This window comes from Streptomyces otsuchiensis (genome assembly GCF_004305975.1).
Lineage (GTDB): Bacteria > Actinomycetota > Actinomycetes > Streptomycetales > Streptomycetaceae > Streptomyces > Streptomyces otsuchiensis.
The window spans coordinates 1-20,180 of record NZ_BHZI01000089.1; the positions used below are offsets into that span (position 1 = coordinate 1).

16 protein-coding genes and 1 pseudogene are annotated in these 20,180 nt (G+C 73.8%); 8 read left to right on the forward strand and 9 right to left on the reverse strand.

Annotation, left to right across the window (positions count from 1 at the left end; all coding sequences use genetic code 11):
* Positions 1 to 273 precede the first annotated feature (273 nt).
* Positions 274 to 1,929 (forward strand): ribosomal protection-like ABC-F family protein, encoded by a 1,656-nt coding sequence (abc-f, locus tag E0D90_RS10895; protein ID WP_130797590.1) that lies wholly within the window; start codon positions 274 to 276, stop codon positions 1,927 to 1,929.
* A 121-nt stretch (positions 1,930 to 2,050) separates the two neighbouring features.
* Positions 2,051 to 3,001 (forward strand): phosphotransferase, encoded by a 951-nt coding sequence (locus tag E0D90_RS10900; RefSeq protein WP_103500732.1) that lies wholly within the window; start codon positions 2,051 to 2,053, stop codon positions 2,999 to 3,001.
* Between the two features lie 61 nt (positions 3,002 to 3,062).
* On the opposite strand, the gene E0D90_RS10905 is transcribed toward E0D90_RS10900, so the two are convergent.
* The gene (locus tag E0D90_RS10905) at positions 3,063 to 3,599 is read right to left on the reverse strand and encodes a hypothetical protein (protein WP_130797592.1); all 537 of its coding nucleotides are present in this window, start codon (positions 3,597 to 3,599) and stop codon (positions 3,063 to 3,065) included.
* 233 nt (positions 3,600 to 3,832) lie between these two features.
* On the opposite strand from E0D90_RS10905, the gene E0D90_RS10910 reads away from it, so the two are divergent.
* A complete protein-coding gene (locus E0D90_RS10910; RefSeq protein ID WP_130797594.1) occupies positions 3,833 to 4,297 on the forward strand; it encodes a DUF1801 domain-containing protein in 465 nt (154 codons plus the stop codon).
* Between the two features lie 29 nt (positions 4,298 to 4,326).
* Here E0D90_RS10910 and E0D90_RS10915 read toward each other — a convergent pair whose 3' ends face one another.
* The gene (locus tag E0D90_RS10915) at positions 4,327 to 5,148 is read right to left on the reverse strand and encodes an AraC family transcriptional regulator (protein ID WP_130797596.1); all 822 of its coding nucleotides are present in this window, start codon (positions 5,146 to 5,148) and stop codon (positions 4,327 to 4,329) included.
* A 92-nt stretch (positions 5,149 to 5,240) separates the two neighbouring features.
* Here E0D90_RS10915 and E0D90_RS10920 point away from each other — a divergent pair, with 92 nt between their 5' ends.
* Positions 5,241 to 6,068: a sulfite exporter TauE/SafE family protein gene (locus E0D90_RS10920; RefSeq protein ID WP_130797598.1), complete on the forward strand. Its 828-nt coding sequence runs from the start codon at positions 5,241 to 5,243 to the stop codon at positions 6,066 to 6,068.
* 343 nt (positions 6,069 to 6,411) lie between these two features.
* Positions 6,412 to 7,578, forward strand: a complete 1,167-nt coding sequence (locus E0D90_RS10925; RefSeq protein ID WP_227870130.1) for a S1 family peptidase — start codon at positions 6,412 to 6,414, stop codon at positions 7,576 to 7,578.
* A gap of 97 nt (positions 7,579 to 7,675) precedes the next feature.
* On the opposite strand, the gene E0D90_RS27350 is transcribed toward E0D90_RS10925, so the two are convergent.
* The 5 genes from E0D90_RS27350 to E0D90_RS10955 all read right to left on the reverse strand — a co-directional run bounded on the left by E0D90_RS27350 (position 7,676) and on the right by E0D90_RS10955 (position 11,372).
* Entirely contained in the window at positions 7,676 to 8,206 is a 531-nt protein-coding gene (locus E0D90_RS27350) for an ATP-binding protein (protein WP_174856181.1), read from the reverse strand.
* A 162-nt stretch (positions 8,207 to 8,368) separates the two neighbouring features.
* Positions 8,369 to 8,809: a VOC family protein gene (locus E0D90_RS10935; RefSeq protein ID WP_130797600.1), complete on the reverse strand. Its 441-nt coding sequence runs from the start codon at positions 8,807 to 8,809 to the stop codon at positions 8,369 to 8,371.
* Positions 8,810 to 9,167: 358 nt separating this feature from the next.
* Positions 9,168 to 9,707 (reverse strand): GNAT family N-acetyltransferase, encoded by a 540-nt coding sequence (locus E0D90_RS10945; RefSeq protein ID WP_130797604.1) that lies wholly within the window; start codon positions 9,705 to 9,707, stop codon positions 9,168 to 9,170.
* Positions 9,708 to 9,772: 65 nt separating this feature from the next.
* On the reverse strand, positions 9,773 to 10,255 hold the full coding sequence (locus E0D90_RS10950) for a DUF5709 domain-containing protein (protein ID WP_130797606.1): 483 nt from the start codon (positions 10,253 to 10,255) through the stop codon (positions 9,773 to 9,775).
* Between the two features lie 319 nt (positions 10,256 to 10,574).
* On the reverse strand, positions 10,575 to 11,372 hold the full coding sequence (locus tag E0D90_RS10955; RefSeq protein ID WP_103500452.1) for a DeoR/GlpR family DNA-binding transcription regulator: 798 nt from the start codon (positions 11,370 to 11,372) through the stop codon (positions 10,575 to 10,577).
* Positions 11,373 to 11,550: 178 nt separating this feature from the next.
* Here E0D90_RS10955 and E0D90_RS10960 point away from each other — a divergent pair, with 178 nt between their 5' ends.
* A complete protein-coding gene (locus E0D90_RS10960) occupies positions 11,551 to 13,938 on the forward strand; it encodes a hypothetical protein (RefSeq protein WP_130797608.1) in 2,388 nt (795 codons plus the stop codon).
* A gap of 121 nt (positions 13,939 to 14,059) precedes the next feature.
* Here the strand turns inward: E0D90_RS10960 and E0D90_RS10965 are convergent, their stop codons facing one another.
* A complete protein-coding gene (locus tag E0D90_RS10965) occupies positions 14,060 to 16,549 on the reverse strand; it encodes a right-handed parallel beta-helix repeat-containing protein (RefSeq protein WP_130797610.1) in 2,490 nt (829 codons plus the stop codon).
* A gap of 348 nt (positions 16,550 to 16,897) precedes the next feature.
* On the opposite strand from E0D90_RS10965, the gene E0D90_RS10970 reads away from it, so the two are divergent.
* Positions 16,898 to 18,304: a family 2B encapsulin nanocompartment shell protein gene (locus tag E0D90_RS10970; RefSeq protein ID WP_130797612.1), complete on the forward strand. Its 1,407-nt coding sequence runs from the start codon at positions 16,898 to 16,900 to the stop codon at positions 18,302 to 18,304.
* A 46-nt stretch (positions 18,305 to 18,350) separates the two neighbouring features.
* A complete protein-coding gene (locus tag E0D90_RS10975) occupies positions 18,351 to 19,793 on the forward strand; it encodes a family 2B encapsulin nanocompartment shell protein (protein ID WP_103502714.1) in 1,443 nt (480 codons plus the stop codon).
* A gap of 33 nt (positions 19,794 to 19,826) precedes the next feature.
* Here the strand turns inward: E0D90_RS10975 and E0D90_RS26570 are convergent.
* Positions 19,827 to 20,180: pseudogene (locus E0D90_RS26570) on the reverse strand (hypothetical protein); the annotation flags it as partial.

A 20,180-nucleotide genomic window follows, 5' to 3' on the forward strand; every position in this document is an offset into this window, starting at 1 on the left:
CCGCGGGGCCGCTTCGTCCCGCGCCCGCTCTCCGGTGCCGGACCGTGGTCGAGGACGCCCCGGGGGCCGGGGAACCTCTCACGCTGGGCGCCCTCCGCAGCCGGAGTGGGGGAAGGGGGGCACGGGGGCGTCGCGAAAACGAGTGGAGACGAGACGGATCGTCTTGTTATGGTGAGGGTATGGCCTCCTTCCGCATTCCCTGACCCCGGGCGCGGCCCGCGCCGCCACCAGTACCCCCGCCCGTGAACACCTCGCACCCCCTGGGAACGCCCCATGCCCGAACGCGCCCTCGCCGCCGTGCCCGCGGCCGTGCCCGCCGCCGTCGCGCAGCTGTCGGTCAGAGACCTCACCAGGACGTACGGCGACCGGACGGTCCTCGACCAGGTCGGCTTCGCCGTCCGCCCCGGAGAGAAGGCCGCCGTCATCGGCGAGAACGGCTCCGGGAAGTCGACCCTCCTGCGGCTGCTGGCGGCGGTCGAGACACCGGACTCCGGGGAGATCACCGTGGTGTTCCCCGGCGGCACCGGCTACCTCCCGCAGACCCCTGACCTGGACCCCCAGCACACCGTGCGGGACGCCGTCGACCGTGCGCTGGCCGAACTGCGGTCGATGGAGCGCCGGTTGCGACTGGTGGAGCAGCGTCTGGGCGACGCCTCCCCGGACGAACTCGCCGCGTACGGCGAGCTGCTGACCGCGTACGAGGACCGCGGCGGCTATGACGCGGACCTCCGGGTGGACGCCGCCCTGCACGGCCTCGGCCTGGGCGCGATCCCCCGCGACCGCGCACTCGGCTCCCTCTCCGGCGGCGAGCAGTCACGGCTCGCCCTCGCCTGCGTGCTGGCCGCAGCGCCCGAGCTGCTGCTCCTCGACGAACCGACCAACCATCTCGACGCCGCCGCCCTCCGCTGGCTGGAGGACCGGCTGCGCGCGCACCCCGGCACCGTCGTCGCGGTCACCCACGACCGCGGCTTTCTGGAGCGGGTCGCCACCACCCTCCTGGAGGTCGACCGGGACACCCGCGCGGTGCACCGCTACGGCGACGGCTGGGCCGGCTACCGGGCCGCGAAGGACGCCGCTCGCCGGCGCGCCCGACAGGAGTACGCGGAGTGGGCAGAGAAGGTCGACCGGGCCGAGAGGCTGGTCGGCGCGGCGGGGACCCGACTGGCCACGACCGGCAAGGACCCACGGCAGGGCTTCGGCAAACACCGCCGCTCGCACGACGCGAAGCTGGGCGGGCAGGTGCGGGCCGCCCGGGAGCGGCTGGCCGATCTCCGGCGCGACCCGGTGGCGGAGCCCCCCGAACCGCTGCGCTTCGCCATGCCGACGGCGGCGGACGCCGCGACCGCCGTCGACGGCCCGTTGGTCGAGCTGGAGGGCGTGAGTGTCGGTGAGCGCCTGCGTCTGGACGGGGTGCTGTCCGTCGCCCCCGGCCAGCGGCTGCTGGTCACCGGAGCGAACGGAGCCGGCAAGACCACGCTGCTCCGGGTCCTGGCGGGCGAGGTCGAACCGCGGACGGGTGCGGTGCGCCGCCGGGGCCGGATCGGCCACCTCGCACAGGAACTGCCCGCGCGCCCCGCACGGCTCACCCTCCTCGCGGCGTTCGCGGCCGGGCGACCCGGCGCGCCACCGGAACACGCCGATCAGCTCCTGGCGCTGGGCCTGTTCCGTGAGGACGACCTGGGCGTCCCCGTCACCGCGCTGTCCGCCGGGCAGCAACGGCGGTTGCAGCTCGCCAGGCTGGTGACCCGGCCGGCGGACCTGCTCGTCCTGGACGAGCCGACCAACCACCTCGCGCTCGACCTGGTACAGGACCTGGAGACCGCCCTCGCGGCCTACCCGGGAGCGGTGGTCGCCGTCTCGCACGACCGTCGTTTCCGTCAGCGCTTCGCGGGGGAGCGGCTGGAGCTGTGCGCCGGCCGCAGACGCTGAACCGGGAATGCCGGACGGCTGGGACGTCCGCCCAAGCCGAGGCACCGGCACGACCGGAACGACCCCGGCCCGACCCCGGAACGACCGGGCCAACCACGCCAACGAACCAGAGGACTGATCCATGACCCGTTTCCTGACGCCGCGCGAACTCGCCCGGCGCACCGCCGCCGCGCTCGACGCCGCCGTGGGAGCGGCGCGCGACCTCGGAGTGACGGTGACCGACGCCACGGTGGTACACGACCTCTTCTCCGTCGTCGTCCACCTCGCACCCGCGCCGGTGGTGGCCCGCGTCCCCACCGTCCTGCCGCCCTCCGAGACGCCCGACACCCTCGCGCACCGCCAGCAGGCGGAGCTCGACGTGGCGCGGTGGCTCGCCGACCAGGGGACCCCGGTGATCCCGCCCAGCCCGCGCGTGCCACGGCGGCCGGTCCAGCGCGACGGCTTCTCGGCGACGTTCTGGCAGTACGTCGAGGAGGACCCGGACCGGGAGCCGGACTACGTCGCCAACGCCGAGCGCGTCGCCGAACTGCACGCGGCCATGCGCGGCTACCCGGGCCCGCTGACCTTTCTGTCAGCGGCCGATCCCGGGTTCCTCACCGAGGGCCTGGCCATGCTCGAACGGCTGCCCGGCTTCGTCGACGCGACCGACCTGGACCGCGCGCGCCGCGAGTGGCGGATCCTCGAACCGCTCGTGCGCTCCCGCGCGGCGTTCACGCGGGCGTTCCCGGGCATCGACATCCAGCCCGTCCACGGTGACTCCCCGCCCGCCAACATCTTCCACGGGGCGGACCGGGACCTCTTCTCCGACTTCGAGCTGGTGACACTGGGGCCCGTCGAGTGGGACCTGGCCGCTCTCGGCCGAGAACACGTGGCCGCCTACGACCGCGGAGCGAAGCGCAACGGCACGAGACCCCTCGACGACGGCGTGCTGGGCTTCGTCAACGCCGTCGGGATGCTGCGGGCCATCACCACCCTGGCGCTCGCACCGCAACTGCCCGATCTGGTCGACTACCTCACCCCGTCGGTCGACCAGTGGCGGGCGACGCCCTTCGCCGGTGGCATGACCGGTTGACGCTCCGTGCCGACACCGGGCACCGGCCACCGGTCACCGGTCACCCCTCACCGGTCATCTCTCACCCGTCACCGGCGCTGGAGAGAGCGTCGCAGATCAGGCGGGTGGCGAAGTCGGCGTCGCCCGTCAGCCGGTTGATGTGGTCCGCGAGCAGAAAGGCGGTGACCTCCAGCGGGGTCATCTCGGCCTCGGTCCAGAACCCGTACTGCTTGCGCCAGGCGTCCGGACTCAGGCCGTTCGCCGCGGCGATGACCAGGCCGGCCATGGTCGGGATGGCCTCGGGGCGGACGCTCTTGGGCATCATGCGCATCGTCGCCACCAGGGTGGGCACCACGTACTCGATGACGTCCTTGTCCTGGTGTTCGTGTGCCTGGCGCAGCCACGTCGTGAACATGTAGATGAGCGTGCACGCGCCGTCCAGGACGTCGTTGGCGCCGGCGGGCCCCAGCGAACCGGTGAACTGCTCGATGAGTTCGCGCTGTTCGGGGTCGGTCTCTCCCTTGCCCGCGTGGATGCTCTTGAGTCGTGAGTCGATCATCAGCAGAGCCGCACCCACGTCACCGACGGGAGCGTTCTGGGGGTCAAAGGGCGATGACACGGGTTTCCTCCACGAGTGACCACGATGAGAAACGGAACATGTCCACAGCGTAGTTGTCCCGGCTGGCCCGTGCCCGCGAGAGTGACCGGACGCAACGAGCCGGTGACGCCGCCGCGTCACCGGCCGGCCCTGCGGAGGGGCGCGGACCGGTCAGGATTCGAGAAGCGGGCGCCGCTCTCCCCGGCTAGCGTCAGAGCCACTTCACGCCGACCACCAGCAGGAGAGCGACAGCGATGACCCCCAACGCCGGAAAGCACAGCGACCAGGGAGCCGACGGCTTCTCCGACGACGAACGCGCCGCCATGAGGCAACGCGCCGCCGAACTGAAGGTGGAGGCGAGCCGCGGCCGCGGCAACAAGGCGGCCGCCGCCGAACTCGACGTGCTGTCGAAGATCGCGGAGATGGCCGATTCGGACCGTGCGGTGGCCGAACGCGTCCACGCCATCGTCACCACCCACGCACCGGAGCTGGCGCCGAAGCTCTGGTACGGACAGCCCGCCTACGCCAGGAAGGGCAAGGTGGTGTGCTTCTTCCGCAGCGGGCACGCCGACAAGGAGCGCTACTCGACCCTCGGCTTCACCGCCGAGGCGAACTTCGACGACGACAGCGGACTCTGGCCCACCTCGTACGCCGTCACCGAACTGACCGAGGAGGCCCGGCGGGCGATCACCGCCCTCGTCAGGAAGGCCGTGAGCTGACCGGTGCGAAGGGCCCGTGAGACGGCCCCTCACCCCAGGGGGCGCCCGTCCGCCCGCGCGGCGAACGCCGAGGGAGGGCTGCCGAGGAGGCGCTTGAACGCGGCGCTGAACGCCGCCGGACTGCCGTAGCCCAGCCGCGCCGACACCCGGGAGACCGGCTCGCCGGCCCCGAGCCGCTGCACGGCGTGGAGCACACAGGCACGCAGGCGCCACCGCGCGAACGCCAGGCCCGTCTCGGCGTGGAACATCCTGCCCAGCGTCCGCTCGCTCACGTTCAGCTCCGCCGCCCAGCCGGCCGGTGCCTGGTGGATGTCGGGGTCCACCAGGAACGCCTCGCACAGGCGGCGCAGCCGGGGGTCCGTGGGCAACGGCAGGTCGAGCGGAAGCGGAACGAGCCGCCGGAGCTCGTGCAAAAGGAGCTCGACGAGAGCGGCCGCCCGCCGGCCCCCGTGGTCGGGGCCGAGCCCGGAGGGCTGTGCGTCCCCGGGGGAGTCGGTGTCCAGCTCCACCGCCTCCAGGATGAGCGCGCGCAGCAGGCCGGAGACGTCGGCGACACGGCAGCGGCCCGGGAACCACGGCACCGCGGCGGGCTCGATGTACAGGCTGCGCGTGCTGACGCCGCTCATCCGGACCTGGTGCGCGGTGCGCGGCGGGACCAGCACCGCGCGGGCGGTCGGCACGGTCCAGCTGCCGTCCGCGGTCTCCACCCGCATGACACCCGTGGCGCCGTACAGCACCTGGGCGCGGCGGTGCTGGTGCCAGGGGAGCAGGTGATCGTCGGGGTAGTCGGTACCGATCGCCAGTACCGCCCTGTCGAGGGCGTCGACGTCGGCCACCGGAATGTCGCGCACCATCGCGATGCTACCGGCTGCTGTCGGCTACGCGTAAGGACATGGCGATCAGTCGATTGCCCGCCATCGGGCGCCGTCACTAGCGTCTTCGCGTGCTCACCTTCTTCCTCGTTCTGTTCCTCTTCGGATGCCTCACCGGGGTCACCACCGTCCTCTTCGGGCTGGGCGGCGGCTTCGTCACGGTTCCGGTCGTCCACGGCAGCCTCGTCGCCGCGGGCCAGCCGGAGGCCATGCACGTCGCCGTGGCCACCTCCACGGCGGTGATGCTCGTGACCGCGACCGCCGCCACGGCGGCCCACCACCGGCAGGGGAGGCTGCGCCGCGACTACCTCTGGCCGCTGGCCGGGTTCGTCGGCGCGGGGTCCGTGATCGGCGCCGTCGCCGCGACCGCCGTCGACGGCGCGCTGCTGCGCCTGCTCTTCGTCGGCTATCTCACGGTCACGATCGTCGACGCTCTCGCACGGAAGGGCTTCCTCTCGGTCGCCGTGCCGGAGCCCCGGCCGCTGTCGCGGGCCGCCGCCGTGCTGGGCGGAACGGGAATCGGCGTCGTCGCCGCCGGGCTGGGCGTCGGAGGGAGCGTGCTGACCGTTCCGCTGCTGCGCCGCCGGGGGCTTCCCATGGCGCGGGCGACCGCGATGGCCAATCCGCTCGCCGTGCCCGTCGCGCTCAGCGCGACGCTCGTCTATGCCCTGGCGAGCTCCGCGCCGGAAGGCGCGGGCCGGCTCGGATACGTCGACGTGATCGCGGGCGCCGCCCTGCTGGCCGGAGCGTTGCCCACCGTCGCGGCAGTGCGGCGCCTGCCGGCGCGGGTGCCCGACCGGGCCCACTCGTTCGCATACCTCGCCCTGCTGGCGCTGATCCTGGTCGCCATGGTCGTGACCGGTGGGGCGGGTGGGGACGGTGGTTCCGGTGGGGCGTGACGGGGCCGAGCCCCTCCCGTGACCGCCGCGCCCCGGGCCGTCCGCGGATGACGACTGCCGGAAATCGCCTGGCGCGGGGGCGTTACGGGGCGCCGCCGAGGCCAGCTGGGCGTGCCGGGTCCGACCGGGCGCCGTGGAGCACACCCCGACGGCGCGCCCGGTGCCCGGATCCACTTCCGGCGCACCCGCACTTCAGGCCAAGCGGGCGCGTCACAGGCCGAGTTCCGGGACTCCACGTACTAGACGCGGGACCTTCACGACTCCTACGCTCCCCCCGGGTTCGAGAGCGCTCCCGGCCTTCGCTGTTCCACCCCACTTGAGGAACAAGAGAAGGGCACTCCCCATGTCTCGCAGCATGTCCCGTGGCAGGGTCACCCGTCGCACCGTCGGCGCCGGCCTGTCCACCCTGCTCCTCGCCGCCGGTCTGGCCACCGTCGGCACCGGTTCCACCGCCGTCGCCGCCGACGAGGCGGCGTCACCCGGCCTGATCGCGGCGATGCAGAGCGACCTCGGCCTGACCGAGGACCAGGCACTGACCCGCCTCGCCCAGGAGGCGGACGCCACCGAACTCGCCCCGCTCGCCGAGGAGGCGGCCGGTGACACCTTCGCCGGCAGCTGGTTCGACCCGGCCTCCGGGGACCTCACCGTCGCCGTCACCGACGACAGCGCCGTCGCCGCCGTCGAGAAGACCGGAGCGACCACCGAACGCGTCGCCCACAGCGCGGCCGAACTCGACGCCGTCAAAGCCGACATCGACAAGCTGACCGACGACGCGCCGGCCGGTGTAGCCAGTTGGGGTGTGGACGTCCGCTCCAACGAGATCGTCATCCAGGTCGTCGAGGAGAACGCGGACGACCCCGCCGTGCGGGACTTCCTCACCGAGGCCACCGCCGCCGGGCCGGTCAGCGTCGAGACCCTCGACGAGCCGATCACCACCGACGCCGCCGGAATCGTCGGCGGCGACCCGTTCTACGTCGGCAACTCCCGCTGTTCCATCGGCTTCTCCGTGCGGGGCGGCTTCGTCACCGCCGGGCACTGCGGCAACGCGGGCGCGGCCGTCCGCGGCTGGGACAACACCCACATCGGCACCGTCCAGGGCCGGGTCTGGCCCGGCAGCGACATGGCCTGGGTCAACGTCGGCAGCGGCTGGTGGACCGAGCCGGTCGTCCTCGGCTGGGGCGCCATCCCGGACCGCCTGGTCCGCGGCTCCTCCGCCGTGCCGGTCGGGTCCTCGATCTGCCGTTCCGGCTCCACCACCGGCTGGCGCTGCGGCACGCTGACGGCCGTCAACCAGACGGTGCAGTACGCGGGCGGCGCCGTCGCCAACGGCATGTCCTTCACCAACGCGTGCAGCGCCGGTGGCGACTCCGGCGGTTCCGTCATCGCCGGTGACCAGGCCCAGGGCGTGCACTCCGGCGGCAGCGGCAGCTGCGGCTCCTCCAGCATGACCGTCTTCAACCCGATCAACCCGATCCTGCAGCGCTACAACCTGACCCTGCACACCGTCTGACGGCCGCCGGGCCGTCCCGGTACGGTCCGGCACCGCCCGGAGCGCCGCGCCCGGGACCAGCACGTGGTCCCGGGCGCGGCGCCACTCAAGCACGCTCTCAGCCCTCGGCGGTGCCGGGCCGGGCGGCGGTGGCGACCGGGGGCGGAGCGTCGTCGGAGCGCAGCGGCAGGGTGGCGGTGACGCGCTTCCCCACGCTCTCGCGGCGCATCCGGAACGTGGAGCACACCGCCACGACGATCTCCAGCCCATGGCCGCCGACACGCTTGGGGTCGCACTCCCGGGCGGTGGGGAGAACCGGGTCGGTGTCCCACACGCTCACCTCGACGTGGCCGTCCGTCGCCGTCAGCTCCACCAGATGCGGCCCCGGAGCGTACCGGTGCACGTTGGTGACCAGCTCGCTGACCACGAGCGGAAGCAGTATCTCCGTGTCGGCGCAGACGTCGACCCCGCCGTCCGAGCGCAGGGTCTCCAGGAACCCTGTCGCCAGCGCCCGGGCCTCGCCCAGGTTCTCGCTCCCGTCGTACGCGGCCCCGACGCTCGGCGGGCGACTCGCGGCGGCCGTGTGGTCCGGCCCGCTTCGTTCGCGCCCCGTCCGGGGGAGGCACCTTTCCTTTGTGAGCTCCGGCATCATCAGCTCCGCCTACCCCGTCCACGCCAGAACAGCCACCCCGGCTGCCGTCCCAGTCTCCTCCCCGTGCCGGCCGGGCTCACCGGAGGGGTGAGAAAACCGCTCTCCCCGGGCGGCGCGCACCGCGGACCAGGCGCGACCGACGCGCGGGCCGGGCCCGGGTCAGCCGATCTCCTCGGCCAGGGCGACGATGATGCCCGCCGGGCCGCGGAGGTAGCAGAGCCGGAAGACGTTCTCGTACTCCGCCACCTCCCCGAGGAGTTCCGCGCCGTGGCCCCGCAGCCGGGTCACGGTGTCGTCGATGTCGTCGACGGCGAACATCACGCGGTGCAGGCCGAGGGTGTTGGGCGGAGGGTTCTCCGGTTCGGGGGCGGACGCCGCGGGGGCGCGGTACGTGGTCAGCTCCAGCTTCCCGTGGCCGTCCGGGGTCCGCATCATCGCGATCTCGCTCCGGACGCCGTCGAGCCCCACGGTCCTGTCCGCGAAGAGCCCCTCGATCTGGGCCCTGCCCTCCATCTCCATGCCCAGTTCGGTGAAGAACGCGACAGCCGCGTCCAGGTCGTCCACGACGATGGCGACGTTGTCCATCCGCTGAAGTGCCATGTCCCGAGCATAGGGAGCCGGCGCGGCGGGACCGCGCCTCGCAGGCGGCCGGATCACCCGCCCGGTCGAAAGGAGAACGGCGAGCGGTGTGCCGGGCCCGGCCGGATGTCGAGGGTGGCGAGGTGGTCGGCCGTGCCGCCGTGCCATTCGACCAGGACGATGGACGCGCCGTCGCTCGTGGCCCCGCCCCGCTCCTGCTTCAGCGCGGGGGACAGCAGACCACGGGGAACGGGCCGTAGGGCCCTCCCGGGACGAGGGCCGGAAGAGGGGCTCACCTGCCAGCCGCCTGCCGCACTGCCACGGAACCGCCGGTGTCACCCGACCGATCTCCTGGCCAGCAGCGACGGGTGGAGAACGTTCAGACGCCCAAGCTCCGGGCCGCGCGGTAGAGCACGTTGGGACGCAGTGGCCCGGCGGGTACGGTCGGGGCGTCGAAGTCGTCGGCCGGGTCCCGGGTCATACCGATCCGGCGCATCACGGCCTGCGAACGAAAGTTGGTGGCCGTGGTCACCGCGAGGATCTCGCGAAGCCCGAGAGCGCGGAAGCCATGGGCGAGGACGCTCAGCGCGGCCTCCGTGGCGTAGCCCCGGCCCCAGGCTGAGCGGGCGAGCCTCCAGCCGATCTCCACCCCGGTGAACGGCATCTCCTCATCCACCCGGTCCAAGCCCGCGAAGCCGATGAACTCGCCCTCGGCCCGCGTCTCGACCGCCCACCACCCGTAGCCCCGCTGGTCGAACTCGGCCTGGAACCTGGCCACCGAGGCATCGCTCTGTGCGCGGGTGAGCGGGTCGCCCAGATGCTCGCGGACCTCGGGATCGGCGTTCATCGCCGCCCAGGGTTGAAGGTCGGAGGCGCGCCAACGACGCAGGGTCAGGCGAGCGGTACACAGTTCGGGCATGCCGCCAGCCAACGTGAGCCGCCGGCCCGGACGCAATCCCTTTCTCACCGGCGGGCCCGCCAGGGTCAGACGTCCCGGTCCGCGCCGTCCGTCCCCTCCGGCTCGTCCACGAGGTGCACCGCTGCCTCCTCGGCGGACGCCGCCCCGCCGTCGATGCCCACGTCCTCGGCGTAGACGTCGGTCCGCCGCCCGGTCTCGTCGTCCACGGGGTTGAGCCTTCCGGCGCGTTCCTCGCCGCGGATCTCCTCACGCGGCTCGCCCTCGCCCTCCGTGACATCGCCGATGGCGTCGTCGTCCGGCGGGGCCACGTCGGGGATCTCCTGAGCGAGCCGCTGCTCCAGCGACTCGCCCTCGCGTTCCTCCTCCCCGGTGGTGCCGAACCTGTCGGCCGCCAGCGGGCGCTCCGGAGGGGAGTACCCCTCCGCCATCTGATCGTCGAGCCCGCGTTCGTCGAGGGTGTTCTCCAGGTCGGGCTCGTCTCCCTCGGGCACCCGGCCGTCGTCCTCCTGCGGCTGGTAGACATCGTCCCCGCGGGCCTGGTCCGACATGGAACGCTCCTCTCCGTTCGTGACGCCCGGCGTACCGGTCAGCGCCGCGCGGCCCTCCACGGACGCGGGGTGGCAGCCCGCCCGGACGGCCCTTCGGCCCATGGTGCCGGGGCGCCACGGCACCGCCGTGGGCACGGTGTCCCCTCCGCGCCCTCGCGGCACGGACCTTCCCATGGTGCGCCTCGCCCCGCCGTCGTGCGACCGGTGCCGCGGCGCCCTTGCGAGCGGGGGCGGGCGCGGCGGACTCCGGCCGGCCGGTGGCGGCGGCCCCCGGGTGGTTCCCGGCCATCTGGACCGCCGCACGGGTGGCGCGCCCGGCTCAGCGGGCGACCACCACCTCGGTCCCCGAGGCGGCCAGCCCCGCGCGGGCCTCGCCCGGCGGCTCCCGGTCGGTGACCAGCACATCCACCCGGGCCAGCGTGGCGAAGGAACGCAGTCCCGCCGCCTCCCACTTGCTGTGGTCGGCGACGACCACGACACGGCGGGCGGAGCGCACCAGATGCCGGTTGGTCTCCGCCTCGGCGAGGTTGGGCGTCGTCAGCCCGGCCCGTGCGTCGAGCCCGTGGGCGCCCAGCAGCAGCACGTCGACGTGGAGCGCGGCGAGCGCCGCGTCGGCCACCGGCCCCACCAGGGCGTCCGACGGTGTCCTGACCCCACCGGTCAGCACCACCGGCACCGGCCGTTCGCCGGCGCCGGGCGCCGCGTGGAAGACGTCCGAGACCGGCAGCGAGTTGGTCACCACCGTCAGCTCCGGGACCGCGAGCAGCTCCCGGGCGACCGCGTGCGTGGTGGTGCCGGCCGACAGCGCCACCACCGAGCCGGGCGGGACCTCGGTGGCCGCGACCCGGGCGATGCGCCGCTTCGCCTCCGGCAGCAGCTCCGACTTCGCGGCGAAGCCGGGCTCGTGTCCGGGGCCCTGCTCCGCGGCCACCGCGCCGCCGTGGACCTTCCGCAGCGCACCCTGTCGCGCCAGCGCGTCGAGGTCCCGGCGCACCGTCATGTCCGAGACGCCCAGCAGCGCGGTGAGTTCACTGACCCGTGCCCCGCCCGCTCGCCGGACCTCCGCCAGGATCAGCGAACGGCGCTGCCCGGCCAACAGGTTCGCTCTGCCGTCCACCGGCCGACCTCCGCTCAGCGTGTCCGACGCCCCGCGTCATCCTCGCACGCTCCGGTTCAGCCCTTCGTGGGGGATTGAGCACGGTCGGTACGGGAGAAGTGTCAGGGAAGGTGACGGCCAGTCAGCCGCCGGCCGGTGAGCACACCGGGTGCGGTGGCGTCGCGAGGGGACGCAGACCATGGCGGGGGATTCGGTACCGGCACAGCGCCGGGCCCGTGGCGAACGGCCGGCCGTGGAGCTGCTGGTGCACGGAGTGGGCGGCGCCACACCCCAGCGGATGCTCGGCGACGCCCGGACGGTCCGCGTCACCGGCGACGACACCGCGTCCATCCACCGCCGCACCGACGACGCCGAGGACCGCGCCTGGGACGACCGGGACCCGCTGCGCGAGGCCTACAGCTGGTCCAACCTCACCTCGGGCAACGGCGCGCGGGCGCTCTGGCTGCTGCTGCTCCCCTTCATGATCGTGAACGTCACGCACTGGATGCGGCCGGCGGTGCGCGGACACGGCCGAACCCACCGCTGCTACGACGCCCTGGTGCGGCTCGTCGCGCTCTCGCTCACCGTGCTGCTGGTCAGCGGAGCGAGCGTGGTGGCGCTGGACCTCTTCGCCTGGCAGTGCGCCGGAGTGCCGGGCTGCGCCGAGCGGTCCAGCTGGTTCGGCTTCGCCTCCGACGGAGGGTGGTGGAGCGCCCCCGGGCGGAGACTGGCGCTGGCCGCGCTGCTGCCCGTGGGGCTGACCGTGCTGCTGTGGTGGCTCTCCCACCGCACCTGGAGCACCTATGAGTCCGCCTACCCGCCGGTGCGGGTCCGTCCCGGGACCAGCGAGCCGGCGCCGCTGGAGATGCCCGGGTTCTGGTTCGGCCGCCGTCTGGTCTCCCGGCTCCGCGCCGCGCACACCGCTGCCGGGCTGCTGACGGTCTGCGCGGCCCTCCAGGCGGCCGCCTGGAGCCGGGACCACGGCCCTGACGGCGGAGGCGTGCTCGCCGCCTCCGGCTGGGCGCTGGCCGCGCTCACCGTCGCCGCCGCGCTCGCTGTCCTGGTGCTCGTCACCCGGTACGGCCGCAACGAGGTCGAGGTCGAGGACCCGCCGCCGCACCGCGCGGTCACCGCCCTGCCCGTCATGTGCGCCGTGCTGCTCGCCCTCACCGCCCTGCACGCGTCGTGGGAACGTCCCGGCTGGGAGTCGGCGGGCAGCCTCCCCGGCACCGTGGTCTTCCCCGCGGTCACCGTGCTCCAGGGACTGATGATCACCGGCCTGGCGCTGGCGGCGCTCCGGCTGCACCGCCTCGCCCGGGACACCGACCGGACCGCACTGGCCGGCCTGGGCGGGCCGGCCGTCGCCCTGCTCGCCTGCGGGCTGGCGGGCGCTCTCACCGGCGGCGCGGCGCAGCGCGTCGCCGACTGGCTGAGCCCCGCCCCCGGCACGATTCCCGGCGCGCCCGTACTGCTCAGCTGGCAGGCCGCCGCCATACCGTCCCTGCTCGCCGTCGCCGGAGTGCTCGGCCTGGTCGCGGTGGCCCGGGTGGCACGGACCCGCCGCCGGCTCGCGCCGACCGTCCTCGCCAACTACCCCGGCGAGAGCGCCCCGCCGGACGAGCACCGCAGCGGGCGGGTCGCCGGTGCGGTGGCCCGCGCCCGCCTCACCGACTCGGCGCCGTCGGTGGTGGGAGTGCTCGCGGGAGCCTCCCTCCTGCTCGGTGTGGTCGCCGTGGCGGGCGCCGGACTCACCGGACGGACCCCGAGCGAGGCCGCGGGCGACGCACCGGCTGTGCTGTCGGCGGTCGCCGGCTTCTCCGAGTCCTTCGGTTCCTGGATGCTCAGCGCCGCCGTGCTGGTCGTCGTCGCCATGGGGCGTCGTGCCTACCGGGATCCGGCCGCCCGCCGCACCGTCGGCATCCTGTGGGACGTCGGCACCTTCTGGCCCCGTGCGGCCCATCCGTTCGCGCCGCCGTGCTACGCCGAACGTGCCGTCCCCGACCTCTCCTGGCGGATCGGCACCTGGGTCGACGCCACCGGCGGCCGGGTGGTCCTCTCCGGCCACTCCCAGGGCAGCGTGCTGGCGGCGGCGGCCGTCTGGCAGCTGGACGCCCCGACGCGCAGCAGGGTCGCCCTGCTCACCCACGGCTCACCGCTGGCCCGGCTGTACGGTCGCTGGTTCCCCAAGTACTTCGGTCCGCACGCGCTGCGGCTGCTGCGCGACGACCTTCCGTGCTGGCGCAACCTCTGGCGCGCCACCGACCCCATCGGTGGGCCGGTCGGGGTCGGCGGTCGCGGGCTGGACGACCGGCCCGTGGACCTCGGCCCGCTGCTGGACCCCCTGCACTACGGCCGGAACCTCCAGTGCCCGCTGCCCGAACCGCTCCTCGGTCACGGCGACTACGCCGCCGACCCGGCCTACGACAGGGAGCGGGCCCTGCTCTGTCACGCGCTGCGCGGGGAGGAGCGGCCGCCGGGGGCGGGCGTGGCCGCCGGGGACGACGTCCCGCCGGACGGGCGCGGCGCCGTCGCCGACCTGACGGTCAAGAACCCGGACGGGAGCGGGGAGGCGCCGTCCCCGCCCTGAGTGCCGAGCACGGGGCAGGGCGGGCAGGGAGGGCAGTGCGGCGCGCCGGGGCCGGCGGTGCGGCGCGGGCGTCGGAGCGCGGTGAGTGGCATGCGGTCGGCGTGCCGTCGGCGACGCCCCGTCAGCGGCGTGCCGGAAGGTCCTCCGGGTAGAGCAGCGACAGCTGCTCGGTGCTCGGGTCGGTGAGCTGCGCGACCCGGCCCGCGTGCCGTTCCACCATCGACTCGAAGGTCTGCCGGGCCGTCCGCCCGTTACCGAAGGCCGGGCCGCGCGGCAACGACACGAAATAGCCGAGCAGCGCCTCGGTGGTCCCCTCACCCAGGGTGTACTCCTGCTCCGAGGCCTGCTGCTCGATGATGCTGAGCAGTTCCTCGGAGGAGTAGTCACCGAAGGTGATGGTGCGGGAGAAACGCGAGGCGACACCCGGGTTGGTGTCGAGGAACCGTTCCATCTCCGCGGTGTACCCGGCCACGATCACCACCACCTCGTCCCGGTGGTCCTCCATGAGCTTGACCAGGGTGTCGATGGCCTCGCGGCCGAAGTCGCGGCCCGCGTCCTCCGGCGAGAGCGCGTACGCCTCGTCGATGAACAGGACTCCGCCCCGGGCCCGGTCGAACGCCTCCTGGGTGCGCAGCGCGGTCGAACCGATGTGCTCGCCGACGAGATCCACCCGGGAGACCTCCACCAGGTGACCGCGCTCCAGCACCTTCAACGCGGCCAGGATCTCCCCGTAGAGGCGCGCCACCGTCGTCTTGCCGGTGCCCGGAGAGCCGGTGAAGACCAGGTGCCGGCGCACCGAGGCGGCCTTGAGCCCGGCCTTCTGGCGCCTGCGCCCGACCTCGATCATGTCGATCAGGGCGCGTACCTCCCGCTTGACGCCCACCAGCCCCACGAGGGAGTCGAGTTCGGAGAGCACCTCGTCGGAGGGGCGTTCGGTCTGCTCCTCCTCCCGGGGCGGGGGCACCGTCTCACCGCTGTCGCCGCGACCGGTGGCGGCCGCGGGAGCCGTCGCCGACGGGGCCCCGGCCGGCCGCGGCGGGACGACAGCGATGCCGCCCGCCGCCCCGCCGCCGCCGGCCGCCCCGGCGGGTGCCACCGCGCCGGCCGGCGGACGGGCGGGCGGCACGGGCTCGGACTCGGTGGCGCTCTCGTCGCTCCGGCACTCGGTGCGCACCGCCGACCCCTCGGCCACCACATAGCCGCCCCGAGCGCAGCGCTCGGTACGGCAGCGGTCCAGTGCCGTGCGGCACCCGTCCGTGACGTGGAATCCGTAGCCCCGGCTCCCCGTGACCCGGCAGCCGCTGAAGGTGCCGCGTCCGCCCGCCGAGACGTAGACGCCGGCCTCCGCGGGCGCGGTCACCGTGCAGTCCCGTATCTCCGGGTCGGCCTCCTTGGAGACGATGATGCCGGTGGTCGCCTCGTCGACCGAGCAGTCGGTGACGGTGCCTCCCGTCCCGGGGTCGCGGAACCAGACCCCGGTCGCGGCGTCGCGGATCCGGCAGGCGTCCAGCCGTACGGCGGCGCCGCCGCTGACGGACACCGCCGAGCCGCGCACGCGGTTGATCTCGCTGTCCACGACGTCCGCACGCGAGCCGCGGTCGAGGACGAACACCGCGTCGGGCACGTCCTCGATGTGGGTGGCCTCCAGGACGGTGGTGGCGCCGTCACTGACCCAGACCGCCGGATAGTCGCCGGTGGACTCGGCGATGCGGCAGTGATGGGCGTCGGCGTGGGTGCCCGGGTCCCAGACCGAGACGCCGTTGCGGCCGAACCGGCGCACCGTGGAACGGACCAGGGTGAGGACGGAACGCGACCGCAGGTCCAGCGCGTTCTCGGGGACGTCGCTCACCTCGCTGTCGGAGAGGGAGAGGACCGCGTCGGTCTCCAGGGTGACGCCGTCGCCCGAGGTGGCGCGCACCACGCAGTCGGTCAGATGGGCGGTGGCGCGGTCGGCCAGCCGTACCCCGGCGCCGCGCACGCCCGTGAACAGGCACTCGGAGGCGTCCACCGCGCTGCCGTCCCCGCTCACCGAGAGCCCCGCGCCGTCGGCCCGTTCGACGCGGCAGCCGCTGAGCCGCAGATGGGCGGGGCCACGGACCGTCACCCCGGGCCGGCCGGTGGCCAGGACGACGCACTGCTCGAAGATGCCGCCCCCGCCGTCGGCCACGGCTATCCCGCCGCCCGCCGCGTTGTCGATCACCACATCGCGCACCGTGGGCCGTGCCCCGCCGCGCACCTCGACCCCGACGGCGGAGGAGGTGTGGACCCGCAGCCCCGTCAGTTCCGGAGTGCTCGCCTCGATCAGGACGGCCGGGGACGTGAGGTCCTGTCCCTCGACCCGGAGGCGGGAGAGCGACGCCGAGCCGCGCACGGTCAGCGGCACCCCGTCGGCGGGGGCGATACGGGCGGGGCCCTCGTCGTCCCGCTCCGGGCCGCGCACCGTCACCGCCTGGTCGATCACCAGGTTCTCGCGGTACGTGCCGGGGGCGAGGTGGAGCACGTCGCCGTCGGCGGCCGCGGCGAGGGCCTCACTGATCGAGGGGTAGACCGCGGTCCTGCGCCGCCAGCGCGAGGTACCGGTGTGCGTCACCTGGACGGAGCCCTCTGCCATGAACCGTTGTGCCCCAAACTGCGTGCGCCGACAGGTACCGCCAGCGGCCGCGCGGCAGGTGGGGGAGCGCGGGTGCTGGCGGGAACACCGTAGCGCGCGGGAGCGACGGGCGCCGACGCGAACGGGCCACCGCCGCCGTCCCCCGACGCCTCCGCGGGTGCCCGGGGCCCGCCCGGGGGCGGAACGCGGCCGCCCCTGAAATCGCCGCTACATACCCGCATTCGCGTAAATTATATCCTCAGATTGCAGCACTTTTGAGTGATTGCCCGAGCGTGAACCGTGTCGCTACATTCATCAACGCACGACCCGTGAAGCACAGTAACGGCGCGCAGATTGGCGGTACTTCACATGGCCACCTCGGTCGAACCTGCTTCTGAGAACTCCGCGCACTCCCAGCTCAGCCTGGCGACCGCCGCGGCGCGCAATCTCGCGACCACGACCAAGACCCCGCCGCAGATGCAGGGGATCACCTCCCGCTGGCTGCTGAAGGTGCTGCCCTGGGTCCAGGTCTCCGGGGGCACGTTCCGGGTCAACCGGCGGCAGAGCCACACCCTGGGCAACGGCCGGGTGGAGTTCGTCTCCACCGGCGCCGAGGTCCGCGTCATCCCCGCCGAGCTCGGCGAGCTGCCCACGCTGGCCGGGTTCGAGGACGCCGCCGTGCTCCAGGAGCTCGCCGGCTCCTGCGAACAGCGCGACTTCGCCGCAGGCGAGGTCCTGGCCGCCGCCGGAGGCGACGCCGACCGTGTCTTCCTGATCGCCCACGGCAAGATCCGCGAGACCGCGCCCGGCGCCTACGACAACGACACCCAGATCCGGGTCCTGGCGGACGGCGACTTCTACGGGGACCAGGTCCTCGGCGACGCCTCCGCCGGTGGCTGGGACCACTCCCTGACCGCCCTCACCAGCGGAACGGTGCTCACCCTCTCCCGGGAGCGGTTCCAGGAGATCGCCGCCAGCGCAGAGTCGCTGCGCACGCATGTCGCGAATCGCCGCGCCGCCCTCCCGGGGCAGCGCAACGACGCGGGTGAGGCGGCCATCGCGCTGGCCTCGGGGCATGAGGGTGAGCCGGAGTTGCCGGGGACGTTCGTGGACTACGACGTGGCTCCGCGTGAGTACGAGCTGAGTGTGGCTCAGACGGTGCTGCGGGTGCATACGCGGGTCGCCGACCTGTACAGCGAGCCGATGGACCAGGTCGCGGAGCAGGTGCGGCTGACGGTGGAGGCGCTGCGGGAGCGGCAGGAGCACGAGATGCTCAACAACCGGGAGTTCGGCCTGCTCCACAACGCCGACCTGCGCCAGCGTGTCCACACCCGCGCGGGCGCGCCCACCCCGGACGACCTCGACGAGCTGCTCGCCACCGTCTGGAAGGAACCGAGCGTGCTGCTCGCCCATCCGCGGGCGATCGCCGCGATCGGCCGTGAGTGCAGCAAGCGCGGTCTCTACCCCGGCACCGTCGAACTCTCCGGCCACGCCGTGCCGTCCTGGCGCGGGGTGCCGCTGCTTCCCTGCGACAAGATCCCGGTCAGCGCGGCCGGCACCACCTCGGTGCTCGCGATGCGCACCGGTGAGCAGCAGGGCGTCGTCGGTCTGCACCGGACCGGAATTCCGGACGAGTACCAGCCCGGCCTTTCGGTGCGTTTCATGGGCATCAGCGAAAAGGCTGTCATCTCCTATCTGGTGAGCGCCTACTACTCCGCGGCCGTTCTGGTTCCGGACGCGCTGGGAATTCTCGAGGACGTCGAGACGGGCCTCTGACTCCTCCCCGCGACGCCCCGACAAAAGACCGAAAGGCCACTGACGCATGACCGTCTCTCCACCCGCCCCGCCGGGCACGCCGACCGTGCCCTCCCAGGCCGGCGCCGGCGCCGGCCCGCCCTCCACGGCGGGGCCGCCGTCGTCCAGCCTGGCGACCGAGGCGGCGGGCAACCTCGCCTCGACCACCAAGACCCCGCCGCAGATGCAGGGCATCACCCCCCGCTGGCTGCTGAAGGTGCTGCCCTGGGTCCAGGTCTCCGGGGGCACGTTCCGGGTCAACCGGCGGCTGAGTCACACCCTGGGCACCGGCCGCGTCGAGTTCGCCGTCGACGGCGGTGTCTTCCGGGTCATCCCCGCCCAGCTCACCGAACTGCCCCCGCTGGCCGGCTACGACGATCCGCAGGCGCTGCGCGGGCTCGCCGAGGGCTGCGTCCAGCGCGAGTACGCACCGGGCGACACCCTGGCCGCCGACGGCGCGCCGGTGGAGGAGGTGCTGTTGCTGGCGCACGGCAAGGCCGCCCGGATCGTGCCGGGCGAGTACGGCACCGAGACCCATCTCGGTGTCCTCGGCGACGGTGAGTTCGCCGGGGAGCACGCCCTCGCCGACGACGCCGCGTGGCCGCACGAGGTACGGGCCCTGACCCACTGCACGGTGCTCGTGCTGCCGCTGTCGGTCGTCCGCTCCGTCGCGGCCCGCGCACCGGGTCTGCGGGACCGTCTCGCGGAGCACCGGGACTCCGACGGCCCACCGCGGAACAAGCGCGGCGAGACCGACATCGCCGTCGCCTCGGGGCATGAGGGTGAGCCGGAGTTGCCGGGGACGTTCGTGGACTACGACGTGGCTCCGCGTGAGTACGAGCTGAGTGTGGCTCAGACGGTGCTGCGGGTGCATACGCGGGTCGCCGACCTGTACAGCGAGCCGATGGACCAGGTCGCGGAGCAGGTGCGGCTGACGGTGGAGGCGCTGCGGGAGCGGCAGGAGCACGAGATGCTCAACAACCGGGAGTTCGGCCTGCTCCACAACGCCGACCCGCGCCAGCGGCTGCGGACCACGCACGGTCCGCCGACTCCGGACGACCTCGACCGGCTTCTCGCGCGGCGCCGCAAGACGCAGTACCTGCTCGCCCATCCGCGGGCGATCGCCGCGATCGGCCGTGAGTGCAGCAGCCGCGGGCTGCTGCCGCCGTCCGGAGAGGTGGACGGCCGTCCGGTCCGCACCTGGCGGGGGGTCCCGTTGCTCCCCTGCGACAAGATCCCGGTCAGCGCGGCCGGGACCACCTCGGTGCTCGCGATGCGCACCGGTGAGGAGAACCAGGGCGTGGTGGGTCTCCACCAGCGTGGCATCCCGGAGGAGGTCGAGCCCAGCCTGAACGTGCGGTTCATGGGCATCAACGACCAGGCCGTGATGTCGTATCTGGTCAGTCTCTACTTCTCCGCCGCCGTACTCGTTCCCGACGCTCTGGGCGTGCTGGAGGACGTGGAGGTCTGACCCGTCGTCCCGGCCGTCGGCCGGGGCGGCACCTCAGTAGCCCGAGCCGGGGTACTGGTAGGGCTGCTGAGGGGCGTACGGGTCCGGGTACGCCGCGGGACGGGGCAGCGGGTTCTGCTGCTGCGGCTCGGGGTGCTGCTCGTACTGCGGCTGGGGCGGGGCCGGCTGGTGCTGCCGCTGGTAGGGCTGACGCGGAGGCTGGGCCTGCTGCTGCGGCACGTAGGCGGTCGGCGTCGGCGCGGGCTGCTGCTGGCCGGCCCCCTGGTAGCCCTGGTACTGCCCCGGCGGGGGCTGCTGGCCCCCGTAGGAGGGGCGTGAGGGCTGCTGGGGCGAGAACGCCTGGGGTGCCGGGGAGAAGGACTGGGGCGCCGGACTGAACGCCTGGGG

Excerpts from the sequence above, each read along its gene's own strand:
- E0D90_RS27350 (WP_174856181.1), bottom strand. The coding sequence starts at position 8,206 with ATGCCGGAGCTCACAAAGGAAAGGTGCCTCCCCCGGACGGGGCGCGAA.
- E0D90_RS10970 (WP_130797612.1), top strand. The coding sequence starts at position 16,898 with ATGGCCACCTCGGTCGAACCTGCTTCTGAGAACTCCGCGCACTCCCAG.
- E0D90_RS10950 (WP_130797606.1), bottom strand. The coding sequence starts at position 10,255 with ATGTCGGACCAGGCCCGCGGGGACGATGTCTACCAGCCGCAGGAGGAC.
- E0D90_RS10945 (WP_130797604.1), bottom strand. The coding sequence starts at position 9,707 with ATGCCCGAACTGTGTACCGCTCGCCTGACCCTGCGTCGTTGGCGCGCC.
- E0D90_RS10925 (WP_227870130.1), top strand. The coding sequence starts at position 6,412 with ATGTCTCGCAGCATGTCCCGTGGCAGGGTCACCCGTCGCACCGTCGGC.
- E0D90_RS10960 (WP_130797608.1), top strand. The coding sequence starts at position 11,551 with ATGGCGGGGGATTCGGTACCGGCACAGCGCCGGGCCCGTGGCGAACGG.
- E0D90_RS10900 (WP_103500732.1), top strand. The coding sequence starts at position 2,051 with ATGACCCGTTTCCTGACGCCGCGCGAACTCGCCCGGCGCACCGCCGCC.
- abc-f (WP_130797590.1), top strand. The coding sequence starts at position 274 with ATGCCCGAACGCGCCCTCGCCGCCGTGCCCGCGGCCGTGCCCGCCGCC.
- E0D90_RS10935 (WP_130797600.1), bottom strand. The coding sequence starts at position 8,809 with ATGGCACTTCAGCGGATGGACAACGTCGCCATCGTCGTGGACGACCTG.
- E0D90_RS10910 (WP_130797594.1), top strand. The coding sequence starts at position 3,833 with ATGACCCCCAACGCCGGAAAGCACAGCGACCAGGGAGCCGACGGCTTC.
- E0D90_RS10975 (WP_103502714.1), top strand. The coding sequence starts at position 18,351 with ATGACCGTCTCTCCACCCGCCCCGCCGGGCACGCCGACCGTGCCCTCC.
- E0D90_RS10965 (WP_130797610.1), bottom strand. The coding sequence starts at position 16,549 with ATGGCAGAGGGCTCCGTCCAGGTGACGCACACCGGTACCTCGCGCTGG.